17 protein-coding genes and 3 pseudogenes are annotated in these 24,897 nt (G+C 66.7%); 6 read left to right on the top strand and 14 right to left on the bottom strand.

Annotation, left to right across the window (positions count from 1 at the left end; genetic code table 11):
• Positions 1-3: 3 nt before the first annotated feature.
• The 6 genes from AA0Z99_RS13100 to AA0Z99_RS13075 are packed head-to-tail and all read right to left on the bottom strand — an operon-like array spanning position 4 to position 5,141.
• Positions 4-759 carry an SDR family NAD(P)-dependent oxidoreductase gene (locus AA0Z99_RS13100; RefSeq protein ID WP_413320875.1) on the bottom strand — a complete coding sequence of 252 codons (756 nt, stop codon included), beginning with the start codon at positions 757-759 and terminating at the stop codon, positions 4-6.
• A gap of 33 nt (positions 760-792) precedes the next feature.
• Positions 793-1,560 (bottom strand): SDR family NAD(P)-dependent oxidoreductase, encoded by a 768-nt coding sequence (locus AA0Z99_RS13095; RefSeq protein ID WP_413318061.1) that lies wholly within the window; start codon positions 1,558-1,560, stop codon positions 793-795.
• Positions 1,557-2,330 (bottom strand): IclR family transcriptional regulator, encoded by a 774-nt coding sequence (locus AA0Z99_RS13090; protein WP_413318059.1) that lies wholly within the window; start codon positions 2,328-2,330, stop codon positions 1,557-1,559. The genes AA0Z99_RS13095 and AA0Z99_RS13090 overlap by 4 nt, the downstream gene beginning before the upstream one ends.
• 32 nt (positions 2,331-2,362) lie before the next feature.
• Positions 2,363-3,646, bottom strand: coding sequence for a TRAP transporter large permease (locus AA0Z99_RS13085; RefSeq protein WP_413318057.1), 1,284 nt, complete (start codon positions 3,644-3,646; stop codon positions 2,363-2,365).
• On the bottom strand, positions 3,646-4,218 hold the full coding sequence (locus AA0Z99_RS13080) for a TRAP transporter small permease (protein ID WP_413318055.1): 573 nt from the start codon (positions 4,216-4,218) through the stop codon (positions 3,646-3,648). Before AA0Z99_RS13080 ends, AA0Z99_RS13085 begins: the two co-directional genes overlap by 1 nt.
• Positions 4,215-5,141, bottom strand: a complete 927-nt coding sequence (locus AA0Z99_RS13075) for a TRAP transporter substrate-binding protein (protein ID WP_413318053.1) — start codon at positions 5,139-5,141, stop codon at positions 4,215-4,217. The genes AA0Z99_RS13080 and AA0Z99_RS13075 overlap by 4 nt, the downstream gene beginning before the upstream one ends.
• A 411-nt stretch (positions 5,142-5,552) precedes the next feature.
• Here AA0Z99_RS13075 and AA0Z99_RS13070 point away from each other — a divergent pair, with 411 nt between their 5' ends.
• Together AA0Z99_RS13070 and AA0Z99_RS13065 are read left to right on the top strand one after the other, a co-directional pair.
• Complete coding sequence (locus AA0Z99_RS13070; RefSeq protein WP_413318051.1) at positions 5,553-5,948, top strand: hypothetical protein; 396 nt, start codon at positions 5,553-5,555, stop codon at positions 5,946-5,948.
• Positions 5,945-7,330 (top strand): annotated as a pseudogene (locus AA0Z99_RS13065) (LLM class flavin-dependent oxidoreductase). The gene AA0Z99_RS13070 and the pseudogene AA0Z99_RS13065 overlap by 4 nt, the downstream one beginning before the upstream one ends.
• 161 nt (positions 7,331-7,491) lie before the next feature.
• On the opposite strand, the pseudogene AA0Z99_RS13060 reads toward AA0Z99_RS13065, so the two are convergent.
• Positions 7,492-7,704 (bottom strand): annotated as a pseudogene (locus AA0Z99_RS13060) (hypothetical protein); the annotation flags it as partial.
• A gap of 127 nt (positions 7,705-7,831) precedes the next feature.
• Positions 7,832-8,161, bottom strand: a pseudogene (locus tag AA0Z99_RS13055) (hypothetical protein); the annotation flags it as partial.
• Here AA0Z99_RS13055 and AA0Z99_RS13050 point away from each other — a divergent pair.
• Positions 8,054-8,530: a hypothetical protein gene (locus AA0Z99_RS13050; protein ID WP_413320904.1), complete on the top strand. Its 477-nt coding sequence runs from the start codon at positions 8,054-8,056 to the stop codon at positions 8,528-8,530. The pseudogene AA0Z99_RS13055 and the gene AA0Z99_RS13050 overlap by 108 nt on opposite strands.
• A gap of 224 nt (positions 8,531-8,754) precedes the next feature.
• Here AA0Z99_RS13050 and AA0Z99_RS13045 read toward each other — a convergent pair whose 3' ends face one another.
• The 6 genes from AA0Z99_RS13045 to AA0Z99_RS13020 all read right to left on the bottom strand — a co-directional run bounded on the left by AA0Z99_RS13045 (position 8,755) and on the right by AA0Z99_RS13020 (position 21,823).
• Entirely contained in the window at positions 8,755-9,186 is a 432-nt protein-coding gene (locus AA0Z99_RS13045) for a very short patch repair endonuclease (protein WP_413318049.1), read from the bottom strand.
• Positions 9,187-9,547: 361 nt separating this feature from the next.
• Positions 9,548-10,618 (bottom strand): DNA cytosine methyltransferase, encoded by a 1,071-nt coding sequence (locus tag AA0Z99_RS13040; RefSeq protein ID WP_413318047.1) that lies wholly within the window; start codon positions 10,616-10,618, stop codon positions 9,548-9,550.
• Between the two features lie 49 nt (positions 10,619-10,667).
• Complete coding sequence (drmB, locus tag AA0Z99_RS13035; RefSeq protein ID WP_413318045.1) at positions 10,668-12,488, bottom strand: DrmB family protein; 1,821 nt, start codon at positions 12,486-12,488, stop codon at positions 10,668-10,670.
• On the bottom strand, positions 12,475-15,606 hold the full coding sequence (locus tag AA0Z99_RS13030) for a helicase-related protein (RefSeq protein WP_413318043.1): 3,132 nt from the start codon (positions 15,604-15,606) through the stop codon (positions 12,475-12,477). The genes drmB and AA0Z99_RS13030 overlap by 14 nt, the downstream gene beginning before the upstream one ends.
• On the bottom strand, positions 15,603-17,159 hold the full coding sequence (locus AA0Z99_RS13025) for an NERD domain-containing protein (protein ID WP_413318041.1): 1,557 nt from the start codon (positions 17,157-17,159) through the stop codon (positions 15,603-15,605). The genes AA0Z99_RS13030 and AA0Z99_RS13025 overlap by 4 nt, the downstream gene beginning before the upstream one ends.
• On the bottom strand, positions 17,159-21,823 hold the full coding sequence (locus tag AA0Z99_RS13020) for a sacsin N-terminal ATP-binding-like domain-containing protein (protein ID WP_413318039.1): 4,665 nt from the start codon (positions 21,821-21,823) through the stop codon (positions 17,159-17,161). Before AA0Z99_RS13020 ends, AA0Z99_RS13025 begins: the two co-directional genes overlap by 1 nt.
• A gap of 257 nt (positions 21,824-22,080) precedes the next feature.
• Between AA0Z99_RS13020 and AA0Z99_RS13015 the strand changes: the two genes are divergently transcribed.
• The 3 genes from AA0Z99_RS13015 (at position 22,081) to AA0Z99_RS13005 (ending at position 24,800) form a co-directional block, all read left to right on the top strand.
• A complete protein-coding gene (locus AA0Z99_RS13015) occupies positions 22,081-23,082 on the top strand; it encodes a methionine ABC transporter ATP-binding protein (protein ID WP_413318037.1) in 1,002 nt (333 codons plus the stop codon).
• Entirely contained in the window at positions 23,079-23,882 is an 804-nt protein-coding gene (locus AA0Z99_RS13010; protein WP_413318035.1) for a methionine ABC transporter permease, read from the top strand. Before AA0Z99_RS13015 ends, AA0Z99_RS13010 begins: the two co-directional genes overlap by 4 nt.
• Positions 23,883-23,969: 87 nt before the next feature.
• Positions 23,970-24,800, top strand: coding sequence for a MetQ/NlpA family ABC transporter substrate-binding protein (locus AA0Z99_RS13005; protein WP_413318033.1), 831 nt, complete (start codon positions 23,970-23,972; stop codon positions 24,798-24,800).
• Positions 24,801-24,897 lie beyond the last annotated feature (97 nt).

The raw sequence follows: 24,897 nt of genomic DNA, 5'->3' as shown, positions 1-24,897 counted from the left end.
CGATCAGGAGTAGCGGAGACCGGCGTCGACGAGGAGCGTCTGGCCTGTGATGAAGCCGGCCTCGTCGGAGGCGAAGAAGAGCACGGCGGCGACGACATCCTCGGGCTTGCCCTTCCGCTTGATCGCGTGGCCCTCGATGATCGCGTCCCACTGCTCCTCGCGAATGGTGTCGCGCTCGACCTCCGTGACGATGCCGTGCGGGCTCACGACGTTCGCCGTGACCTCGAAGGGGCCGAGCTCGGTCGCGAGCGACTTGTTGAGCGCCTGGACCGCGCCCTTCGAGGCCACGTAGTGTGCGTAGTTCGCTCGGCCGGTGGTCACGACGCTCGAGGAGATGTTCACGATGCGTCCGAAGCGCTGCGCCTTCATGTGCGGCGCTACCGCCTGGCAGCAGAGCATGACGCCGAGCGCGTTGACGGCGAAGACGCGATTCCACTCGTCCGTCGAGATCTCCTCGAACGGCTTCATCGTGAGCGTGGAGAAGATCGCAGCGTTGTTCACGAGCACGTGCACGGTGCCGAAAGCGGCGACGACCGCGTCGACCATCGCGCGAACGCTCTCCTGCGAGCTGACGTCACAGGCAACACCGATCGCGTCACCACCCGCGGCACGCACTTCCGCGGCGACGCGATCCACTGCCTCAGCGTTGATGTCCACGACGGCGACGCGATCACCGCGCTCCGCGAACGCGTGGGCGTAGGTGCGGCCAATGCCCTGTCCGGCGCCGGTGACGATGACCACGCGGCTCTGCTTGTCCATCACGATCTGGGTTCTCGCTTTCTGTCGTCTTGCTCAGGCGTCGGTGAGGTGCAGGGCGGCGATGCCGCCGTCGACGGTCACGGTGGTGCCGACGCTGGATCGATTGCGCGGGTGCGCGAGGTACAGCACGGCAAGGGCGACCTCCACCGGATCGACCATTCGATCGGTGGGCTGTCGCGCTTCGAACGCTCGGCGCTGTGCGTCGGGATCGGCGGCCCGTGCCGCGAGGTCGGCCATGAACGGCGTGTCGACCGTGCCAGGGCTCACCGCGTTCACGGTGATCCCCTCCCGCACCAGGTCGGCCGCCATCGCCCGGGTGAGCGACTCGATCGCGCCCTTGGTCGCCGAGTAGGCCGCGCGACTGCGGAAGCCTGATGCGGCGGTGCACGACGACATGTTCACGATCGCCGCTGCCGAGGAGCGTCGGAGGAGCGGCAGCGCAGCGCGGGTAGCGCGGACGTAGCCGAGCACGTTGATGTCGAACAGGCGATGCCACGCGTCGTCGTCCCCATCCTCGATCGTGCCGACGAAGCTCACGCCAGCGTTGTCGACGAGCACGTCGAGTCGACCGTGCTCCGCCTCGATGGCGTCGAAGGCAGCCTGCACCGTCTCGGCGTCACGGAGGTCGACCTGGTGACAACGCATGCCTGCTCGCCCCGGAGGCATCGCGCGGTCGAGCACGTGCACGAGCGCGCCCGCGTCCGCGAAGGCCTCGGCGCAGGACCAGCCGATCCCGGCCGCACCGCCTGTGATCGCGACGATCCGGCCCTCGTGGGCGGAACCTGTTGAGGGTGCGCTCATCGGTTGACTCCTGTTCCGAGGGCCCGAGCGATGCGCGCGGATCCAGACTGCAGTCGGTCGATGATCGACTCGATGTCGCCTATCGGGGGGCGGTCACGCGGATATGTCAGCGTCAGCGAGCCCTCGACGCCCCGCAGCCCGAAGATCGGCACCGCGAGGCCCCGCGCCTGCGGGAGCTTCTCTCCCTCGCTACTCGCGTAGCCGCGCTCGCGGATCAGCGAGAGCTGACGGACGAACTCGTCAGGCTCCGGAAGCTCGTGCCCCTCGCTCGACCTGCCTTCCGCGGGCTTCGCCCTCTCCGCCGCGAGCGCTCGAAGCGCGTCGGCCGGCTCGAGGAAGGCGGCAACCGCCTTGCCAGACGCCCCCCACACCACGGATCCCGGTCGATGCAGCTCGATCCGATACTGCAGCAAGTGGTTTCCGTCTGCTCTGCCGATGAACGCGAGCGACGGAGCGCCCGGCGAGTACCTGCCGAGCAACACGGTCTCGCCGAAGTCGTCGGCGAGCTCCTGCAGGATCGGCTGCACGACATCCGCCAGCCCGACCGTCGCTACCGTGCGCGCCGCGATGCGGTAGAGCTCTGGCCCGACCCGATACGTGTGCGACGCCGCATCGTGCTCGACGATGCTGTCCGCGGCGAGCAGGGCGAGCAGACGATGCACCGTGGATGCGGGCAAGCCGGTCGCGCTCGCGATGCGGGCGATCGTGCCGGGCTCGTCCAGGTCGGCGACCGCGGCGATGACGCGAACGGCGCGCGCAACGGTTCCCATGCTTCGTGGAGCCTCTTGGTTCATGGACGCACCTACCAGGAGAAGGTCGTGAAGGCGGGCAGGACGTTGACGACCAGCAGCACGGGGACCGCGGCGCGCAGCAGCAGCCCGAGGGCGGGCATGACGAGCCGGTGGAAGGACGTCCCGGTGGCTGTGGCTGCCACGAACAGATTGGGCGCGAAGGGTGGAGTGGCCAGCCCGATGCCGAGGTTGAGCACCATGATGACCCCGAACTGCACGGGGTCGATCCCGTAGGCCACGACCAGAGGGAGGAGCAGCGGCGTGAGGATGGTGATGGCGGTGTTCTCCTCGATGAACATGCCCACGATCAGCAGTGTCAGGTTCAGCACGATCAGGAACGCCCAGAGCGGCAGCTCGAGACCGGTGATGCCGGCCGCGAGGTCGCGCGGCGCACCCGACACGACCACAGCTCGCGCGAATGCCCCGCCCATCGCGATGATCAGGAGGATGGGCGCAGTCGCGAGGAGGCCCGCGACGAACGTGCTCGGCACTTGCGAGGGCTTGAGCTCGCGGTAGATCAGGAGCCCGACCAGCAGACCATAGACACAGGCGATCGCGCCGGACTCCGTCGGTGTGAACAGTCCCGAGTAGATGCCACCCAGGATGACCATCGGCATCAGGATCGCTGGGATCACGCTGAGCAGTCGGCGTCGACGACCGCGTCGCGCATCGACCCCCTCCGCGAGGAGCTGCAGGCCGCGGTCATCGAGGCCGTCGCGCTTGCGCGCCCACAACCAGTTGTTGAGGATCAGCAGCGCCATGAGCAAGAGCCCTGCGGGGATGCCCGCGAGGAACATGTCAGCGATGGAGACGTTCGCTGCGACCGCGAACACGATCATCGGCACGCTGGGCGGGATGAGGATCCCAAGGATGCCCGACACTGCCGCGAGCGCACCGATGTAGTTCCGCGGGTATCCGCGTGCCGCCATCCCGTCAGACATGATGCGACCGATCGCTGAAACAGTCGCGATCGACGAGCCCGAGATGGAGCCGAAGAGCGCTGACGCCCCAACGAGGGTGGCGCCCAGGCCGCCCTTGAAACGCCCTGCGAGCAGACCGACTGCGTCGACGAGCCGCCGTGAGACGCCTCCCGACTGCATGATCGCGCCAGCGAGCAGGAAGAACGGGATCGCGAGGTAGGTGAACGAATCGAGCGTGCGGAACGCCACGGAAGGGACCTGCGTGGGGTTGCCGCCGGTGAGGAAGAAATAGAGGAAGGCAGCAAGGCCGAACGCGGCCGCCACCGCGACACCCAGGATGATGAGCAGAAGGACTGCTCCTGCGGCGATCGGCATCAGCGGGCTCCCTGCTCATCATCGCGAGCGGCGTCAGCCTCCACCAGCGTCGAACCACGGCGGTAGTCGTCGGAGCTGAGGAAGGTGCGAACGAGCAGCACGAGTGTGGCCACGACACCGAGGGCAGCACCGAGCATCACGGTGAGCGCTGGGACAGCGAGCGGGATGCCCAGACTGGTCGATGATTGCCCGGTCGCCGCGTAATCGGCGTAGACGAAGTAGGAGTAGTTCGCGAACACCGTGTAGAACACGATCTCGACGAGCAGGATGACGCGCTGCAGCCACAGCTTCGGCCAGCCCGTGGGCAGATAGTGAGCGAGGGCGTCGACAGCGATCTGCTGTCTGCCGAAGGTGAGCATCGGGATGGCGAGGAAGGCCGTCGCGACCATGAGGTATCTGGCGACCTCCTCGGATCCGAGGAGCGAGACTCCCGGAATGTAGCGGCTCGCGACCTGCGCGACCGCGGCAACCAGGATCCCCGCGAACGCGACGCTGAGCACGGCGCGGACGACGCGGTCGAACACGCGGATCGCCCCGTCGAGGCGCGCCGCGCTCGGCGCCGCGCCGGTCACTGACCCGCCTCGGACTCCGCGCGGAGTTCTGCGATGATGTCGGCGCCGAAGGCGCTCTCCTGTGCTGCCCAGACCTCGTCCTTCACTGCAGCGAAGGCAGCCATCTGGTCGGCGTCGAGCTCCGTGACCTCGACACCGTTCTCCTCCAGCTCGGCGAGCTTGTCGGCGACCGACGCGCGCACCTCGGCGGTCATGTCGGCCGTGACCTCGTCCGCCAGGCCCTGCAGCGCGGCCCGGTCATCCTCGGAGAGCGCTTCCCAGACGTCCGTGTTGCAGGCGAGGGTGCCCATCCCGTACGCGTGGCGTGTCAGCGTCAGGTGGCTCTGGACCTCATCGAAGCGGCTGTTCGAGCTGAGGACGATCCCGTTGTCTTGCCCATCGACGGTGCCTTGTTGCAATGCCGCGTAGAGCTCCGGGAACGGGATGGCGACCGGCTGCGCGTCCCAAGCGGTGAAGAGGTCGACGTACATCGGTAGGCCGGGGACGCGGAAGCTGAGCCCCTCCATGTCCGTCGGTGTCGAGATCGCCCGCACGCTGTTGGTCAGACCACGGAAGTCGTTCTCGTAGAACCCGAAGGCCGAGATGCCGAGGCCTGCGAGGGTGTCCCGCTCGTTGGTCTGGAGCACGCCGTCGGGGTTGAAGAAGACGGCATCCGCGCCCTCGTAGTCGGTGACGATGTACGGGAGCAGCGACAGCTGCAGGCGAGGATCGAGACCGGATGCCGTGGATGCGAAGAACGCGCAGTCGACATCGCCGCTCGCCAGTCCTGCACCGAGCTCTTCGTCGCCTCCGAGCTGGGCACCAGGGAATACCTCGAACGCGACGCGACCGTCGGTGACCTCCGGGGCGCCTTCCTGCATCGCGACGGCGCCGGAGTTCACAGCGGACGAGTCGGGGAAGACGTGAGCGAGCTGCAGGGTCACGGACTCCCCACCTGCATTCGGCTCGCCGCCTGAGCTGTTCTCCGCGCCGGCGCCGGGAACACCCGCAGAGCATGCACTGAGCAGCAGCGTGGCAGCCGCAAGGGCGCCCATCGTGGCAATGGTCGACTTCTTTGTCATTCGTGGCCTCTTTGACTTGGTGAAGATGCTTGCAATGCAACATTCCGCTGAACGGAATACGATTCCAACTAGGTTCACCCTACTCGGAGGGCGCACGCAAACGCAAGCGATCTGCTGTTCTGAGGGGCGGCAAAGCCGCAGGTGAGCCCCCGCCACGGGCTCGCAAGCCAGTTCGCGGCTGCCTAAGACTTCCTGCGGCTACATCGACACCAAACAGCGCACCGATCCGCTGGAGCAGTGGTAGCACTCAACGAAGGGTCGCTCGGCGCTGGCATGAAGGATTCGCTGGCCGTCTGCGGTCCGCGGGCGGCGTGGTTCGCCGAGCAGTTCCCGGTGCACATGCTCTACTCGGGCGTGAGACTCGGCTACCAGATCGGCTCCGTGCTCGGCGGGGGCCTCATGCCGATGATCGCCGCGCTGCTGTTCTCCCTCGGCGGCAACGAGCCGTGGCTCATCGCCGGCTACCTGTCGGTGCTCGCCGCCCTCTCGATCGTCGCCGCGCTCTTCGCCGCCGACCCGGCGCGCGACCGCCCCGGCGTCGATCTCGGCGACCTGCACGACTCGGGCGCGAGCATCCGAGCTGCAGATCCCGAAGACCCCCCCGACTCCATCCCGACAGAGGCCGAAGCCGAGCCCGCGCTCGCCGCCACCGAGAGGACGACCCGATGACCCGCCCCCTGCTCCTGAGCGCCTTCGAGATGATCGTGCCGAACCACCAGTCGCCCGGCCTCTGGCGGTACCCCGAAGCGCAGGCAGCCGACTTCGACAAGCTCGACTACTGGACGAGCCTGGCGCAGACCCTCGAGCGCGGCGGATTCTCGGCGATCTTCCTCGCCGACATCCCGGGCGTCTACGACGTCTATGGCGACGGCATCGAGGCGACCGCGCGCGGCGGCGTGCAGTACCCGGTGCTCGACCCGCTCGTCGCGGTGCCCGCCATGGCCGCGGTCACCGAGCGGCTCGGCTTCGGCGTCACCGCATCCGTCACCTACGAGTCGCCCTACCTGCTCGCGCGCACGCTCACGACGCTCGACCACTTCACGGGCGGCCGCATCGCGTGGAACATCGTCACCTCCTACCTGGATTCCGCCGCGCGCAACCTCGGCTACGACAAGCAGCTGCCGCACGACGCGCGCTACGACCGCGCGGATGAGTACATGCAGGTCATGTACAAGCTCTTCGAGGGCTCGTTCGAGCCGGATGCGGTGGTCGTCGACAAGGAATCCGGCGTCTGGGTCGACCCAGACCGCGTGCACCCGATCGGGCACGAGGGCGAGTGGTTCTCGGTGCCGGGCTACGCGCTCGCGCACCCGGGGCCGCAGGGCACGCCCTACCTCTTCCAGGCCGGCGCGTCGAGCCGCGGGCAGGCGTTCTCGCTCGACCACGCCGAGGCGATCTTCTTCTCGGGCCCGACGCCGCAGCTCGTGCGGCGCTAGGTCGACGGCCTGCGCGAGGGGCTCGCAGAGCGGGGCCGGTCGGCGGATGCGATTCGGATCCTCACGATCGCGACGGTCATCGTCACGGACACCGACGAGGAGGCGCAGGCGCGGCTCGAGGAGTATCGGCAGCACGTCGACATCGAGGGCGCGCTCGCGCTCTTCTGCGGCTGGACGGGCGTCGACCTGTCGGGCCTCGTCCCGGATGCGACGCTCGAGCACGTGCAGACGGAGGCGAACCACTCGGCGCTCGCGTCTTTCACGACCCTCTCGACCGGGCGGAAGTGGACGGTGCGCGACCTCGCCGAGTTCGTCGCGATCGGCGGCCGCGGCCCGGTGATCGTCGGCTCCCCCACGACGGTGGTCGATGAGCTGGAGCGCTGGCGCGAGCAGTCGGGCGTCGACGGCTTCAACATCACGGCGGCCGTGCGGCCCGCGGACTTCGAGCGGTTCGTCGACCTGGTGACGCCGGAGCTTCGTCGCCGCGAGCTGCTGCCCGAGGCGGATGACGAGCCGGCTGGCCTCACGCTGCGGGAGGCGGTGACGGGCGCCGGCGCGCAACTGCCGGAGGACCACCTCGGCTCGACCTTCCGGCGGGCGAAGGCGCGGGCGTAGCGCGTCGGGATCCGTTCGCGGGAACTGGGTGAGCCGCAGCGAGAAGAGATTCGAGCTTGCGTGAGCACTGCGACAGGATGGTCGCCCTCCTCAAGGTCGGCCGCCGCGGTGCCGACGACGCGGAAGCTGCCGAGCACCCGCGAGTCGACGAGTGCCACGTCGATCGTCAGCCGCTTGCCCGGCACATCGACCGCGCCGAGCATGTCGGCGCGCAGGTGCACCAGCGGCGTGCCGGGTCCGGCCGCCTCGAGCACCGCGCGTCCGGGCAGCAGCAACCCCGCATCCGGCTGGGTGAGGATGACGCAGAGGTCGAGGTGCACGAGCGAGGTGCCGCCCACGTTGAGCCAGCCGAGCCGGAAGGTCGGCCCGACCACGACGCGGTCGCGTGCGACCGGGAACACCGTGGCGAGCGTCTCGAGCGTGGCTCGCACGCCGCTCGCCGTCGACGAGCCGGCGGCGCAGCTCGTCTACGTCGGCGGTGCGGTGCACGCCGACAATGCTGCCGATCGAATCGAGCGAGAAGCCGAGGCCGAGCTGAATGCCGGTGGGCTGGAGCTCGGCGCGCAGGAGTGCGAGCACGCCGAGTAGTCCGTCGCGCTGCGCGACGAGGCCGGCCACGGTCACCTTCGCGACGCCGAGGTTTCCGGAGAGCAGGCCTCCGGCCTCGTTCTCGCGCAGGTAGCCGGAGCCGGATGCGCGCAGTGCCCCGGCGTTGAAGTCGAGTTGCAGCGAGTCGATCGGCAGCAGTGCGACGACCCGGCCGCCGGGCACGGATGCGGCGACCGCGCCGAGGTCGAGCGTCACGGGGCCGACGCGAAGCGCCGCTTCCAGCTCGCGCCTGGCCTCGATCGCCTGCTCGACGAACGGCTGCGCAGCGTCGGCAAGGAAGCCGAGGCCCATCTCTCGGATCGGCCCAGCGGCTACTTGTGCCAGGCGGGAGCGAGCGGGCCCCGCGGCACCGAGCAGTTCGACGAGCTTGGCCCGGTAGGCCTCCACAGCCGCGCGCACCTGCTCCTGCGCCGCCGCCCCGACCTGCGCCCGGAGATCATTGAGCTGCTGGTCTTAGACGAGCGCGAGCCGCCGTTCGAGCTCCTGCAGTCGCGTGGTGTCAGCCATTGGATGACCCTGGTCGGAGGCGGAGCGCTAGGTGTACCCGGTCACCTTTCGAGCGATGCGCAGACGCGGCCTGGTCATGCATGACCGACGCGCGGGCGGGCACGGCGAGGGAGCTAGATCTCATTCGAGGCGCATGCGCCACCTACTTCAGGCCAAGATGCATCGCGGGCTTTGCTTGCGGTCAATGTACGCCTGAGTCCCGGTATCGGCCAGCCGCCAGCTTCAGCGGCGGCTAACTGATGCCACGTCGGCTACCGAGTTGGCGGTGCGGACGTGGATGCGCGCGACCGCTGGTGGCGTTAGGACGCCTAACCCGGCCCGGACTCGCGTGCCGTCGCGATGATTCGCTCGGCGACTTCGACCGGCTCTTCGTGCTCCCAGAACCTCATCACACGCCAGCCTGCCGCGACCAGCCGCGCGTTCGTCTCGGAGTCCCGCTCGCGATTGCGTGCGATCTTGGGACCCCAGTAGTCGGCGTTCGCCTTGGGCGCGACGAAGTGCTCGGGGCACCCGTGCCAGAAGCAGCCATCGATGAAGACCGCGATGCGCGAGCGCGTAAAGACGATGTCGACGCGCCGACGGAGGTCAGAAGCCAGGGCCGGGTAGTCGACGCGGTAGCGCAGACCGTCAGCGTGCAGAATACGGCGCACCGCCAGCTCGGGTGCGGTGTTCCTCGACCGGTTGGCCAACATGCTCGCGCGGCTACTCGCGCTCGTTGCCCAAGAGCTCCGCTGGCTCATCCGCTCACCGAGATCAGCTCACGTTCGAAGCGTCCAGATCCCGTCTCCACCCCTAACGGCCCCGGCAAGTTCACCACGGTTGCGTAGCTTAGTCGCGGCCCATCGCAGGTCGTATTGCCAAGTGAAGAACAGGTCCCCGGAAGCGCGAAGCTCTGCTTCGTGATCGCGCCAGACGTGCTCCGCGATTCTCACATGGTGCGCAGTACCGCCAAGTGCGTGCAGTGCATCAAGCAACCAGTCCTGCAGATCCTGTTTCGTCGCCACCCGACATTTTTAGCAGATGCTAGAACACCTGGGTCGATTAACTGGCATGAACGAACGTCGCGCAGGCTGGCGTCAATTGAGTCCTGGACTGAGGCGTCTACAGCTTGGCTTCGAGCTGACGCGCTATGGCGGCACCGAGCTGAACTGGAACCGCGTTGCCGATCTGTCGCGCGATTCCCGTCTTCGAGCCGACGAATTGATGGTTGTCGGGAAATCCCTGAAGTCGCGCAGCCTCGAAGTGAGTGATCGCTCGATCCGCAAAGGGGTGCAGGTAGCGGCCCTTCTCGGGCTTAAAGAACTCGGTCCGGATGGTCACGGACGGCTTCGAGGCATGGAGTCTGCCCATCACGTCGCCCGAGCCTGAAGTGTGGCCGATCCAGCACGGAGCCTTCAAGCGGTCCGGCAGATCGAAACGGTTCCCGCCCGCGGGAATCAGCTTGAATCGGTCCAGCGACAACTTCGTATACTGACGACCCAAATGAAGCTGGTGAGCGAAGAAAGGCCCGGCGAACATCCGCCCCGCGAACGGGTAGGACCGCCCCTCCGGAAGGTCGATGCCAGCGACCGGCACGGGAATGGTGGCAAGGGCATGACCCACGCTGACATGCGCGCCTGCGTGCGTCGGCTCTGGCCAACCGGGAAATGGCAGGTCGCGATGGTGCCCGATCAAGATCGCCCTCTTGCGGGCCTGAGGAGCGCCAAAGTCTGCCGCATTCAGCACCGACGCCTGGAATGCGAAACTCTTCAGCGCACCTGACTCAGTCGACTGCTTGAACTGCTCGTACTGCGGGGATCTACCGAACGCCGCAACGTTCTCGACGACGAAGTACTCAGGCTGGACCATCAGAATGGTCCGCTCGTACTGCCTCCAGAGATCGTTGCGCTCGTCATCGACCTGCTGCTTGCCCAGCGTTGAGAAGCCCTGGCAGGGCGGTCCGCCCACGACGACACGTGCCATGCCCTCGCTGGCGCCGCCCTCGTCGAGCCATGCCTTGATGTCCATCGCGTGGACGGTGGAGCGGGGGAAGTTCACCGAGAACGCGGCAGCCGCCGCGGCGTCGAACTCGACAGCAGCGACCGACTCAAATCGATCTGACGCATCGTGGAAGCCTCTGGACAGCCCGCCGGCACCGGCGAAGAGATCGAGCAGAGGGATGACGTCGGGCACCTTCACAATCTAGCCCGGACCAACGACACGCTCCGCCGGCGCGCCGGCTTCACCCTGGAAGGCTGCGACCCTCCGAGATCACTGAACGCATCAGTCCGGGCATGCCTTCGAACCCCGCGATACCGGCGCCGCCGAACAGTAGCGCGCGGTCTAGGAAGCGATTATTGACCTCGCATGATGTCTCTGCGACGAGACTGCAGCCGTGGCACGCCGCGAGATTTGCGCGCACCGCCGCCTGCCCGCTCTCTAGGCACACCGGATCGTTCGAGCAAACTTCAGCGTCTTCGAGAGCCTCGAGGATGACACCGACGAGATTTTGCGGTCGGGCGAGGCGCACCAGCCCTCCCAGCGTCCCCTGGGCGTCGCCCGACGCGGTGTAAATGAAGATTCCGCCCTCGGGGTCCGAGGTCGTGCCGTGGGCGTAGATCCTCTCCGCCAGCGAGGCGCTGGTGTACCCGCTCGCGAAGGCCAACCGCCGCAGTAGAAGATGGGCCAAGGTGTGAAGCGCGACCCAGCGCGGGGTCACGTCCGGGAGTCGAGAACTGTCGATCGCCGTGTCAGCCGCTCGTCGCAGCATCATTACCCGCCGTTGTACGTCCACGTGAGACTCCCAATCGGAGAGCACGCTCTCGTTGAACGTCAAGAGCACGCCCTCGCCAAACTGCTCGACTGACGGGTAGATCTTCCGATCTGAGGCAACGTTCCGGAGATCCGCGGGAACGAACGACGCATCCTCACTGAGCCTTCGGAAGCCGCGCAGAGCAGAGACCACCCGAACTCGATCCACCGCCCCGATTGGGCCCAGCGTCGCAGCCAACGCTGGCGAACCGGACACAGCAATGTCTCGCGGGACGGCTGCCCGTCGCACCATGAAGTCGGGCGTCTCTTCGTCGATTTCGACCACCAGCCGCGAGTTGAACGCCGCCCATTCACCCGCCTTGAGACGGCTCGTGATGTCGGACGAGCTCCCAACGCCAGCGCTTGCGACCGCCATGACGAAGTCCTCGCCGAGCCCCAGCTCAGCCGCAATGAGTTCGGCAATCGTTTGTGCGATCGGCGCTTCAGCATCGTCCCGGAGCTTCGGGAAGAACGCGTGGGCGCGCACCCGTTCTGCGTCCTTCTCGGAGAGCGTCGCCTCCTCGGGGATATCCAGCGCCGTAATGGTCTCGGGCAAATAGGCGGTCGTCGCGGTCCGGAGAGTGCCTCGCAGAGGTTTGTCACATGGTTCGGCCTCACCCTTCTGCCAAGGCTGCTTCCCAAAGCACCTGAACCCGTCTCGAGCGAGCGCGTCCTTGCCGATCAGTTCACTGAGAGGCCGAGCCCGTCGACAACGGTCACACGACGCGCGAAGCCCGGCAAGGCTCTCACCTGCGCCCGGTACACGACGGAGACGCAACGTGTTGTCCGTTCTGCACTGGCGCTGCTCTTCGGACGAGCCGGTTCCCCTATGGACCCACGCGAACCATTGCACGTCCTGAACGTGGCTGCCCCCTTGGCACATCGCAACGAAGCGAACCGGCACGAGCCCTCCCCCGCACTCGTGGCAGCGGTTGTTGTACGCGCCGTGGGAGGCCCCAGTCCGCCGCGACAGGCGCGCACAACGGTCACAAAAACGCCACTCCGGGAAGCGCCGGTACTCAAGTCGGTATGCCTTGCTGCCCGGCCGGTCTGAGACATGCGGCGCCATGCGAAGCTCGCCCCCCGGCAGCTCCGCCTCGAGGCGCTCGCAGTGCAGAAGTGGCGCGCGTTCGCGCTTCCACCACGACGTGTCCGGCGCGACGAGCGACGCTCCTGACACGTCGACGATCCCGCCCGCTCCGTAGGGCCTCACCGTCTCGCTGAGGCGCAGCTCGTGCTCAATCCGCTTCATCGAAGCGTCCCCCTGGTTCTCGTACTTCGATGGGCACATTCGCATCGACCGAGCGCATCGAGTCCATCACAATGAAGCCCGGCCCGCTCTGGCCGAACCGTTTGTACAGGCCCTCGTCGTCCTTGAGGCGCTCGTATCGAAGCGCCGCGCTGGCCGCGCGCTGCGCGCGGGCGCGATCGTCCCACTCTTGTCGAATGAGTTCGAGCTGGCTTCGCGCCGCCTCGTGCTCATGCCGGTCAGCGAACTTGATCCTGACAAGGAGACGCTCGGCCAGCGACGCTGCGGCTTGGCCGATCGACGGCTTGTCGAGGTCGAAACGCACTGCGTCGGAGTCAGCCCTCAGCGCCGCGATCGCGTGACGCAGCAGCATCACGTATGCGCCGGCGAGCGATCTCTGGCGCGAGTTCAACGCCCACGGGGTAACGCTGGTCGGCTCGACAGCTCGGTAGATCGCCTCATGGTACGACCTGAACGTTTCGAAGTGAGAGCGGTCACGGGGACGGTTGGACCGGAACAGGGTCACGACCACCCCACGCTCGCGTCCACGACCAACGCGACTCGTCGCCTGGATGTACTCGGCAGTCGTCTTCGGCTGGCCCACCATCAGCATCAGCCCAAGCCGAGATACATCGATGCCGACGGAAAGCATGTTCGAAGAGACCACGGCGTCTACGGCGGCGTGCCCGTCGCCTGCAGCTGTCGCAAGTCGACGCAGGTCTCGGGTCAACTCGCCGGGCTTCTTTCGGCTCGTGAGCTCGATCAGCCCGTCCGCCCGCACACTCCGTAGCCGAATTCCGTTCTCCTCCGAACGACTCTCGAGTCGAGCGCTCACATCGTCCACGATGTGGTTGCTGGAGCGCCCGAGCTCGCGGAGGCTGTTGTGGTAAGCGACCAATGTCCAGAACGCGTCGTACGGGGCGCTCGCGCTGCCTGAAACCATCGGCAGCTCGAACATCGGAGCGAACGTCGAGATGAGTGACGTCGCCTGGGGCAGCGATACCGGCATCAACCCGATGTACAGCCGTCCGCCCCCCGATGGGTTGAGCTCGGAGAAGAAGCTCTCGTCCTCATCGATACCCGACGGCGGATATAGGGATACTGGCCTCGCATAGAGACCAGCCGCCTGCTCGGCGGCCGCTCGGATCGTGGCGGTCGACGCAACGATTTTCGGTCGTGAGCCTTTCAGTTCGAGAAGAGCTAGAAGCGCCGCCTCGAACACGCCGACGGTCGTCCCTAGCGGGCCCGACAAGAGATGGAGCTCGTCCTGGATCACGAGCGACGGTTGGCGGAAGACCGTGTCGATCCCCAGTATCCGGGACGCTGCAGCACTGAATTGCAGGCGAGCGAACTTATCGACGGTCGCGAGCACGATCGTCGGAGGTGTCGCGAATATATCCTCATCCACGACTTCGAGCGGCAGGCCGTCGAAGAACTCGCAAGCGGGCCTCGTACATGTCAGGAGCACCCGAGACCCTCTCACGACCGGGCCGTAGTCGTCGTCGCGTTGGCTGCGCTTCTCGGGGAGCAGCTGAGCCGAGCACCATGGGCATGCTTCCACCTGGAACGGGTTGCTCTCGCGTGGGTCGTCGACCTTCTTGAGATCCTTCAGTCGCTCGATAGCGGCCTTGCGCGTTCCGGGCGTCGTCTCGTTGCCTACCCAGAGGCCGATGGAGAAGGGCGCCATCCCCGCGAGCCGCCCGCCCGGGGACGTGCGGAGCACCTCCAGCGCGCAGACGAGCAGCGCAGTTCGCTGGAACTGCTGTGAGGTCAGGAGGCGCATCGTGTAGCGCGTGATCACTGCCGTGCCGCCGCCCTCGACTCCGTAGCGAATCCTTCGTAGCAGCAGCTCAACCGCGGCGAGCCCGAGGTAGGCCTCCGTCTTTCCACCGCCCGTGGGGAACCAGATCAAGTCAACGACTTCGCGATCCGAATGCGTGTCGTCAACGGTCGACGCCAGCGCACTGAGCAGGAATCCCAATTGAAAAGGCCGCCACGCCGGTGCCGGCGCATCTGCCACACCCGCTGCGGCGGACGCCTGTCGCATCTGCAGTTGCATCGCCTCCATCGCCATGGAGAATGCCAACGCAACGCTCGGATCCTCTAGGGCAGCGATGCCACCGCGCATCCGTAGAGAGGCCTGCTCCGCCCGGTCACGGATGCGCCCAGCAGCGGGACGCCAGCGCTCCTCCAAGCCCTCGACCCTGACGTCCACCGCCGCTCGCCACGCGTCGTAGGCGTCGACGAACCGATGGAGCGCGTTCAGCACTCCTTCCGAGTCATCGGTGATCTCAACGAGGCGCGCGAGGCTGAGTGCTTCGGACCGAGGGTCATCCTCGGCGAACGAGGTCGTCTGGATCGCTCGCACGATCGAGTATGGGAGGTGACTGGTACGCACCTGACTGCACGTCTCACCATCGGCAGTCCAGTCGACAGCGACGCCATGTCCCACCGCGAACAGCCGCTTCGCTCGAAAACGCAGCGCGAGCTCTTCAGCCTCCTCACTGCGCAGCCTGTCGGCGATGCGCACATACTCGACGATCGAGCCGTCCGCCGGATCAATTGCGAGAGCGACCTGGAATAGCATCTTCTCCACGATCTCGCGCTGGGTGTCGGACTCGTTCTCGAGATTGCGCAGAGCGACGGTCACCATGCTGCCGGACGGGTGGGGGCGCCAGACTGTGTCGATCCGGGCCCGACGACCGTTCACATCCAACTCGCGGGAGGTCGCATCGCGCGCCAGCCCCTCGACGGATCTTGACCAGGGCGACCTGCGCCAGCTGGCGGTGTCATCCTGCTCCTCGGCGGAGTAGGTTGCGGCATCGACTTGAACGTTGAGGATCGAGGCATCTGTCACGAACGACACCGCGATGGAGCTCGGCCTCCAATCCTTTGGCCGAAGGCCCGCTACATCGACGTCATCGTTCTCGATGCCGTCGAACTCGAGCGTGCCGTCCTGCACCGTGTCGCTGGCTGCGGTCTCCTCGGGGAAGAGGTGACCGACGATGTAATGAAGGTCGGGCCGCGAGCGAAGGAGTTCCTTCGGTCCCGCCTCTGGCCCGACATACGCACTGCGGAGGTGCTCCAAAGCTGCTTGTTGCTGCGCGGTCAACGCGGTCATCCGAGTTCCTCCATCTTTCGCGCCAACGCCAACCGGGCGTTACCGCGCATCCACGCCATCGCAGGCTCATCGAGGATGACGGTGAGCGACACACGCGCCCGCGTCATCGAGACGTACAGGGCTGCACGCTCCGCGGACGTCACCGCAGCGGGCACGTCGACCACTACGACGTGGTCGAACTCAAGGCCTTTGACCATTCGGGGAGTCACGAGCGGCACGCGCCCTACCATGTGCTTCTCAGCCTCCAGGAGCCGACTGCTGCGCTCGCCTCGTCCCTGCACTGAAATCACGATCATGGAATCGCGCCCCTCGGACGCTCCAACGTCCTGCGACAGCGCAGCGACCACACGCTCCAGCCGCTGGTCTACGTCGGCATCTGCGGTCACCGTTTCCCAACGGACTTGGCGACCGAGCGCGACTGTCGGTGTGCCGATATCCGCCAGGAGGTGGTCTTGCACGGCATCGACCATGGACGATGTATTGCGCACGTTGCGCTTGAGCGAGAACCGAGCCGCTTCCTCTCGCACCGCTTCGAACCATTCAGGCTCGAAGCGACCCTCGACGTGGGCCTGATTGTTTGGATCCATCGCGAGCAGCCAGCGCCCCTTGTCGAGGCCACCGCGAAGCTTAGAAGTCACTAGGTTGAGGTCTGGCTCGTTCATCATGTCCTGCGCCTCGTCGACCAACACGAAGTCGAACTCGTCTTCCACGTCGCCGAGTCGCGCGAACTCCCTGACCACGATGGCCGTGCCGGCGGTCAGCGCATGGAAGTATTCGACAAGAGACCTCGAGGCGAAGGTCACCAACACTGCGTCGCCCGCGTCGGACGCTTGACGAGCTGCGAGCGCCAACGCCATGGACTTGCCGGTCCCCGCGCCGCCTTCGATAATCGCGCGCTTGACGTTCTCCATGCTCAACAGCACGCCCACCTGCTCTTGAGTTAGACGATCCTGCTCGCTTAGCACAAAGCGCCGTTCCGCGTCGTAAACGGCTATGCCGATGAACTCTCTCCCGAGTCGTTCGCTGACGCGCGAGAGGATCCGACTCCCCCTCGGGAGCCGAGCCCTTACCCGGCTCGCGAGCGCATCCAGCGCCTGCTCAATGCGGATTGCGTCCACATGCCCGCGAGCCAGCCACTGGTCAGGATGCCAACCGACCGATTCCGGCGGAGCGTCGATGAAAGGCGTGAAGACGGCGTACGTTGCGGCATCTCTAATGTCGATCCCGTCTATCTCGTGGAGAAGGTCGCGCAGCGCGTACATCTCGCCCTGCGCTTGCTTCATCGGGTCCTCGATCGCGCGACGCCCGTGCGTGCGAGTCTCCAGCCACCACCGTCCCTCACCGTCGCGGCTGACGGAGCCGCCCTTGATCTCGAGGACGATCACCGCTCCCTTCCACAACACGATGAAGTCGGCCTCAGCCTCCCGCTTCACCCGCGCCCGCCGCAGATTCGTCGAGAAGAAGGCGAGTGCCCCGTCGTCATCGATGTCACGGAGAAGGTTCGCCACCAGCTTCTCGCTCCCGGTCGGCTGACCTGCGCCGAACACGAGCACTACGACTCCCAGAGATAGTCGAAATCGCGGAAAGCGAGGTCGCGGTTCATCTCACCGAAATTGTCCTTCAGGTCGACGATCAGGCATTCCGACTTCCCGCCGTTCTGCGGCCCGCGCAGGCCTCGCCCGACCATCTGGATGTACCGGTTCGGGCTTAGCGTCGGTCGAGCGATGTAGAGCGCGCGAACGCTTGGGGCGTCGAAGCCCTGGGTCAGCAGGTCGCAGTTTACGAGGACTCGCAGGTCGCCATCCTTGAATCTGCGGATCTGCTCGCGTCTCTCGGACTGTGACGTCTGGCCGCTCAATGCTGCCGCTGCGACGCCCTGGTTCTTGAGCACCGCGGCCGTTGTCTGGGCAGAAAGAACCGACGGCGTGAATACTAGGACTGGCCAGTCAGGATCGAGCCCGAGCACGTGCTCGACGAGGATCTTCATGCGGCCCTTGTCACGCCCAAGGCGAGCGAGCACGTCCGGGGCGAGCCGGCCGGTCTGTTCAGCGGTCGACCGCTCGCCCGCGTCAAGGTGGATGTCGATGCCGTCAAGCACCTCGTGCTGGACGCGGGCGAGCACGCCCCGCTCGACGAGCCGGGCATGCGCGTTGTCACCTAACGGGTCGATCTTCTGATTTCCGAATCGTGCCGCCAGGCTCTCGTTTCCAGTCTGCGAGTAGCCCTTGAACGGTGTCGCGCTGAGTCCGACTAGCGGTCGCTGGAAACTACGTCCGTCCACTCCAAGGTGGGAGAAGATCTGTCGATACTCGGTCGAACTGCCCGCAACATGCGCTTCATCGACGAAGACTGCGGCCGGTTGCAACAACCACCGATATTCAGGCTTCGCGAGCGCCTCGCGAAGCTTGGCGTCGGTCGCGACAACGATGCTGAGCTCTGTCTCAGGCTCTTCGACCTCGCGCTCGGCTCCCCAAAGCCGTCCGATCGAGAGGGGTTCCGAGGAAGCGATCCAGCGCCAGACCTCGCTCCATGTCTGCACGGCTTGTTCGCACAGCTCGGCAGTCTGCGCGATCCAGAGGATGGTTCCTCTGAGCTCGCCCGACTCGAACAAGCGCAGCACGCTCTCGACAGCGGTGCGGGTCTTGCCCGCGCCCGTCGGAAGCTGCAGCATCACCTTCCGGGCCGGAGCCTCCGTCCCACCGCTCAGGAGAACCGCCTGGAGCTGCTCCTGCGCTTCAACCTGGAAGTCATGGAGGACGCTCAGGTTGGGACGTCCCGGAACGACGAACTCCGCGGGCAGCGGCGGGAGGGACTTCGGGCCTGCAAGCCACGAGGAGAAGCCGAACGACTCGACCCAGTCGACCGCGGCTGGGAGACCCGCCATCTTACGCGGGAAGTCGTAGAACCCCTCCTGCTCGAACAAATCCTTGAGCTCCGACAGGGTACGTTGCCCGTAGGTGTCCAGGAGCAGCTGCCCGATGGACGGGGTACCACCCAGCGCGATCACGGCATCCCACAGGCCGTGCGGCAGCTTCTCTCGGAGATCGTCCTCACCAAAGATCGCCTCGAGCCGCTCCGCGTCAGAAGTCGCCGCTCTCGCTTCCTCCTTCAGGAGCGCCGCTTGTCGGCGCAGCTGCAGCCGCTCGAGCTGCTCGAGCTCCATGTCCTCGATGGGCAGTTCGAGCTCGTCACGGACAGCGCGCAGGATATCGAAGCGGGAGGCCGAGGCTCGCACCACGACCATCAGCTGACCGTCGCGCGCGTGATGCAGATCGTGATCCTCGACACCCTCTTCCGCAGCGACGCGCTTCGTGATCCGCTCCGCTCGCACGAGCTCCACGTCTGCGATGGAGTTGGCGAAGAACTGCTCGCGTAGTCCAGGGAACACGTCGAGCACCGGCTGACCTGCACTCGCCCCTTCCACAATCAGAGAGAAACTGTACGCATCCTCGAAAGCGCGAAGCCCCCCCTCTTCGATGAGCGCGTCTGCAACCGCCTCGTCCAGAGCCAGCAGGTAGGGGCGTTGCCGCTCCCGGAGAACAACCGCCTGCTCTTCATCTCTGGCAACAAACACGTTGGCGACAGCGAACGGCTCGATCGACCGACCGACCCGAGCGGGCACGATCCTCCCGAAGTCCTTGCCACGAGCCCGGATGGCTCGCAGCGTCAATTCACTCAGCGCAGCGTCCGACGCGGAGGAGTCGTGATTGGCGTTTAAGAAGGCATCCCAGATTGCGTCGCCCACCTCGTCCAAAGTCTCCGCCAGCTGGAGCGCCTTCGACGTCTGCATACTCATGGCCGCGACAGGCAGCAGCTTGCCGTGGGCAGTCAGCACCGGGGCCACTGCGGCCGCAACAGGCCGAGGGCCGAGCGTGGTGACGATCCGCCCGCACTTCCGGGCGGCCCAGATGTGGGGCGCTGGAACGTCGAAGATGCGAGGCGACGTCGCGTCCTCCACCTGCCATGCCACTGGCGCGGGAGTGCCAAGCAGCTCCTTTGTCCATTGGATGAGTGAGAAGCCATCCTGCGGCAGGTGCTGAAGAACGGAGAACGGGCCCGGCCCGAAGCCGTCAAGCACCTCGAGTCGACTGACCGATCGCTCGCCGGGACCGAGTCCACGGTTGATTAGCTCGATCATCTGCTCTACGTACAGCGCCCACGCAGGCTCATTGCTGATCGGGTATTCGTCGGTGACTTTGTTCGCCACCCCGATGCGGCTGGCGATCGCTGGCGTGCAGCGAGAGTGATCGAGTGTGCGGTCCGGCATCGCAGCGGCGAGTTCGGGGATGTCCCAAACACTCGAAGCGGGGTGCCAACCCGCGTCATGGGTCGGTACGAGCAGGACGCGAGGAACAGACGCCATCGCGCGCGCCGCTTCGCCGACCGGCATCTCCGCTGCGAGCCCCCAGATGGCCTCCCAGGCAGCATCGTCGGCCGCGTGGGCACTGGTCACCAACTGTTCGAGCCGCACCGCTGGGGTCAGTTCCCTGAAGCCTTGTTCGGTGAGGAGCCGCTTAACTCCGTCGATCGCGACGAACGACGGGGAGACAAAGCCAGCCTCGCCTCGGTGCTCCGATGAAGGCAGGTGCACTTCTCGCGACTGAGTCAGCTTGGCTGAGCCGCCGCCCACGAGCGGCACGATCGGCGCCTCGTTCGCGCTTGGCACCTGCCGCTGCAACGCCACAGTGAGCTTCAGAGAGTTCGCGGCGGCGTGTTCGGACACGCGCGCCCACTCGCCCAGCCAAGTCGCGACGCCGACCTTGCTCGGCAGCGCTTCTAGAGCCCGGTCGCGCTCCGAGGCCGTCAGCAGTTCGAATGTGGTGACATGTTCGTAAAGGAAGAGGTCCGCCAGACGGGTCCGCCGGGAAGGCGAGAGGAACGCCGTGAAGTGCGGCTCGTCCACAGCCGAGCCCAGATCAGCGGCGCGGGCGCGAACCAAGTCACCCCACTCGAATCGCTGCTGCAGCACTTCGAAGTCGAGCGTCCTCAGTTCGCTTCCGCGTCGAAGAGTGCCTGTCACATCCGGAATGAGCCCCCGCTTCGCTGCCACATTTGGGATCGCGGCACTCAGGATCTCGTCCCCGAAACTGAGCGCTTCACGTCCTCGGGCAGTCATGTAGTCGAGATGCCTAGCTGGGTCGTCATCCGTACCGAGCTCGGACAGCAGCTCCACGAACATCGCGGCCATCGCATGCACGATCTCCCTGTTGTACTGCTTTCGCAGCAGAGTCGTCCGGTCATCGTTGACTGACCAAGGAGCGTTGAACAGGGCTGATGCGGTGGTCTTGTCCTCCAACGGGAAGTAGGACCAGAACCGTCCAACCGTTGCGTCGCTGCGATGGACCGGGACGGCGACACTGATCTTGATCTCGGTACGCGCAACAGCCTGTCCGACGTCTTCCCGGGCGCGGGCCGAAGGCCGATGCATCTCGTGGGCGACCAACCACTCCGAATCGCCGGTCTCAGGGCTCTCGATTCGGACTCGGCCGTCGCCAAGGTCGCGGGAGACGTGGCTCACGTCAACAGGGGCGTCCTCCCTCGTCGAGCGCAGACGGATGGCGCTCACCGCTTCCACGAAGAGCAGGAATTCCGAGTTGAAGGAGCCGAGCTGTGCGATCAACGAGTCGGCGCGGCTGGCCAGCGGGAGCTTGATCACGGTGGTGGCCCACTCCGCGAGCTCCCGAGCGACCGGGTCGCTCGCGAAGACCTGCTCCGACTGGACGACGACCGGTGCACGCAGCTTCGGGATTCTAGAGCCCGCACCCGAGATGGACTGGATTGCGCTGATCGACTCCGGGGTATTGAAAGCAAAGGCGACGGAACGACTCAGCACCATGGGCGCGTCCGATAGCGCGAGGGTGGACTTGAAGCCCAACCCGAACCGCCCGATCTCGTCGCCCTGCTTCACGTCGAGGAACGCGTGCGAGACCGCCTCGATCCCACTCTTCGAGAACGGTCGACCCTCGTTGGCGCAATAGAGAGCCTCATCAGTGAGCACGAGCTCCACTCGGCCCCGCTGGCCCGCGCCCTGGAGCGCGTCCGCTGCGTTCTGGACGAGCTCCATGAGCGTGCGATCGGAGTAGCCACCAACCCGAATGTTCTCCTCGTGGTTGGCGTCTTGTCGCACGAGAACGGGATTCGCCCCATAGGCGCTGATCGCGTTGTCGAACAACGACTGGACGAACTCTACGAGTTCCGGATCCGGCTTCGGCCACATTGCGTCTCCTTTAAGGATGCCTCATCGGAGGGTAAGCCGAGCGGCTGACAAAGCGGCAGACACGCCGACACGGCGCGCCATATGTTCGGTGATTACGGATCGAGGCTGGGTGCTCCCTCGCGCGCTTGGGTGACGTCACGCCACGTCACATGCTCGCGCCGACGACCCATCCACGAGACAATGTCTGATAGCTGGTCGTCGACGACGAGCTATCAGCCACCATGCAGGGCGTCGGCCGCGCCCGCGTTTGGAGTTCCATGATCTCGATCGAGCACGTCAGCCGCCGCTTCGGCGACGGCCCCGACGCCGTCGTCGCCCTCGACGATGTCAGCATCGAGGTGCCGCGCGGCTCGATCTTCGGCGTCGTCGGCCAGTCGGGCGCCGGCAAGTCCACGCTGCTGCGCACCGTCAACGCGCTCGAGCGGCCTGACTCGGGCCGCGTCACGGTGAACGGCGTCGAGGTCACCGCGCTCGAGGGCACGGCGCTGCTGAAGGAGCGCCACAAGATCGGCATGGTCTTCCAGCACTTCAACCTGGTCGGCAACCGCACCGTGGCGCAGAACGTCGAGTTCGCGCTGGAGGCCGTCGGCACGCCCCGCCGCGAGCTGCGGCCCAAGGCGCTCGAGATGCTCGACTTCGTCGGGCTCGCGCACCGCGCCGACGACCGCCCCGGCCAGCTCTCCGGCGGCCAGCGCCAGCGCGTCGGCATCGCCCGCGCCCTCGCCTCCGGCCCCGACGTGCTGCTGAGCGATGAGGCCACGAGCGCCCTCGATCCCGAGACGACCCGCTCGATCCTCGAGCTCATCCAGCGCCTCAGCCGCGAGCTCGGCCTCACCGTGCTGCTCATCACCCACGAGATGGATGTCGTCAAGCGCATCTGCGACGCCGCCGCCCTCATGGAGCACGGCCGCGTCATCGAGCAGGGCGCCCTCGACGACCTCATCCGCACGCCCGGCAGCCGCGTCGCCGCCGAGCTCTTCCCCGTCGGCGAGGCCCACGACATCCCGAACCACCGCATCATCGACGTCACCTACACGGGCCTGAGCGCAGACCGGCCCGTCATCGCGCAGCTCAGCCGCGACTTCGGGCTCGACGTCTCGATCCTCGGCGCGGCGCTCGAGACGATCGGCGGCCGCCAGGCGGGCCGCACCCGCCTCGCCGTGCCCGGCGACGCCTCCACCGCCCTCAAGGTCATCGACACCCTCACCGCCCAAGGCGTCACCGCCTGGGAGGTCAACGGACGCGAGGTGCAGGCATGATCGACGTCAACTCCCCCGACTTCTGGTCGAACCTCTTCGACGTGCTCGCCGAGGGCACGTGGGAGACCGTCTACATGGTGGCGATCGCCATGGCGATCACCTTCGTCGTCGGCCTGCCGCTCGGCATCATCCTGGTCGGCACCGAGCAGGGTCGGTTCCTGGAGGCGCCGCTCGGGCAGCGCTGGCTCGGCCGCCTCATCAACGCCGTGCTCGGCTTCGTCGTGAACCTCGGCCGTTCGGTGCCGTTCATCGTGCTGATGATCGCGCTCATCCCCGTGACCCGCTGGCTGCTCGGCTCGTTCATCGGCACGGGTCCCGCGATCGTGCCGCTGACCCTCGTCGCGATCCCGTTCTTCGTGCGCGTCGTCGAGATCGCGGTGCGTGAGGTCGACCCGGGCCTGTTCGAGGCGGCCGACTCGCTCGGCGCGTCGCGCTGGCTGCTCGTGCGCCGCGTGCTGCTGCCGCAGGCGTGGCCCGCGATCCTGCTCGGCACCGCCACCACCATCACCTCCATCATCAACTTCTCGGCGATGGTCGGCGTGGTCGGCGGCGGCGGCCTCGGCAACGTCGCCCTCACCTACGGCATGCAGCGCTACAGCGTGCTGCACATCGTCTTCGTCGTCGTCATCCTCTTCGTCCTCGTGCAGGCCATCCAGTGGTCGCTCACCGTCGCTGCCAAGCGGCTCGGCGCGGTGCCGAACAAGCGCGGCTCGAAGCGGGCGGTGGCGGATGCGCAGGCCAACCTGGATGCGGATCTCACGACCACGCGCTCCACGACCGTCCCGCCGGGCACGCAGTAGCGCCGGCCAACGCCCTCCAGCACGACTCGCGCTGGCGCACCCATCCGCCACAGCGCATCCGACCCCCTCCCCACCGAAGGAACCACCATGACCAGCACGTTCACCCGTCGCGCCGCGACCACCGTCGTCGCGGGCGTCGCCGCCCTGACCCTCGCCGCCTGCTCGTCGGGCGCCCCCGCCGCCGAGACGCCCGAGGACGGCTCGCTCGGCACGATCCGCGTCGGCGCGCTGCCCGTGCCGGCCGGCGACCTGCTCACCTGGGTCGACGAGAACCTCGCCGAGGAGGCCGGGCTCGACATCGAGTGGGTCGAGTTCACCGACTACAACACGCCGAACCCCGCCCTCACCGACGGCTCGACCGAGGCGAACCTCTTCCAGAACGCCACGTTCATGGAGACCTACAACGAGCAGGCCGGCGGCTCGCTCGTCTCCGCGGGCGAGATCTACCTGCCCGCCGCCGCGTTCTACTCCGAGTCGCTCACCTCGCTCGACGAGCTCGAGGACGGCGCGACCATCGCGATCCCGAACGACCCGACGAACGAGGCGCGCGCGCTCGAGATCCTCGCCGCCGAGGGCCTGATCGAGATCGCCGAGGGCACCACGAACCTCGACGGCATCACCGAGAACCCGCAGGGCTTCGCGTTCACCGAGGTCGAGAACGCGACGCTGCCGCTCGCGATCCCCGACAACGACGCCGTCTTCGTGACCGCCTCGTTCGCGCTGCCCGCGGGGCTCACGAGCGACCAGGCGATCCTGATGGAGAGCAACGACTCGGACTACTTCAACATCCTCGCCACGACGCCCGAGCTCGAGAGCGACCCGCGCGTGGCCGCGCTGGTCGAGCTGCTGACCTCGGAGGAGACGCAGGAGTACATGCTGGAGACCTGGAACGGCCTGATCGTGCCGGTGGAGAACTGACGCACCGCGCAGCATCCCCGCCCTGGGCCCGCGCCCGAGTCGACCCCGGCTCGGGCGCGGGCCCTCGACCGGCGCGCGCGGGGGCGGATGCGGAGGT

This window comes from Agrococcus phoenicis (assembly GCF_047302415.1).
In the GTDB taxonomy this organism is placed as follows: Bacteria; Actinomycetota; Actinomycetes; order Actinomycetales; family Microbacteriaceae; genus Agrococcus.
This window is presented reverse-complemented; position numbering and strand designations above follow the sequence as displayed.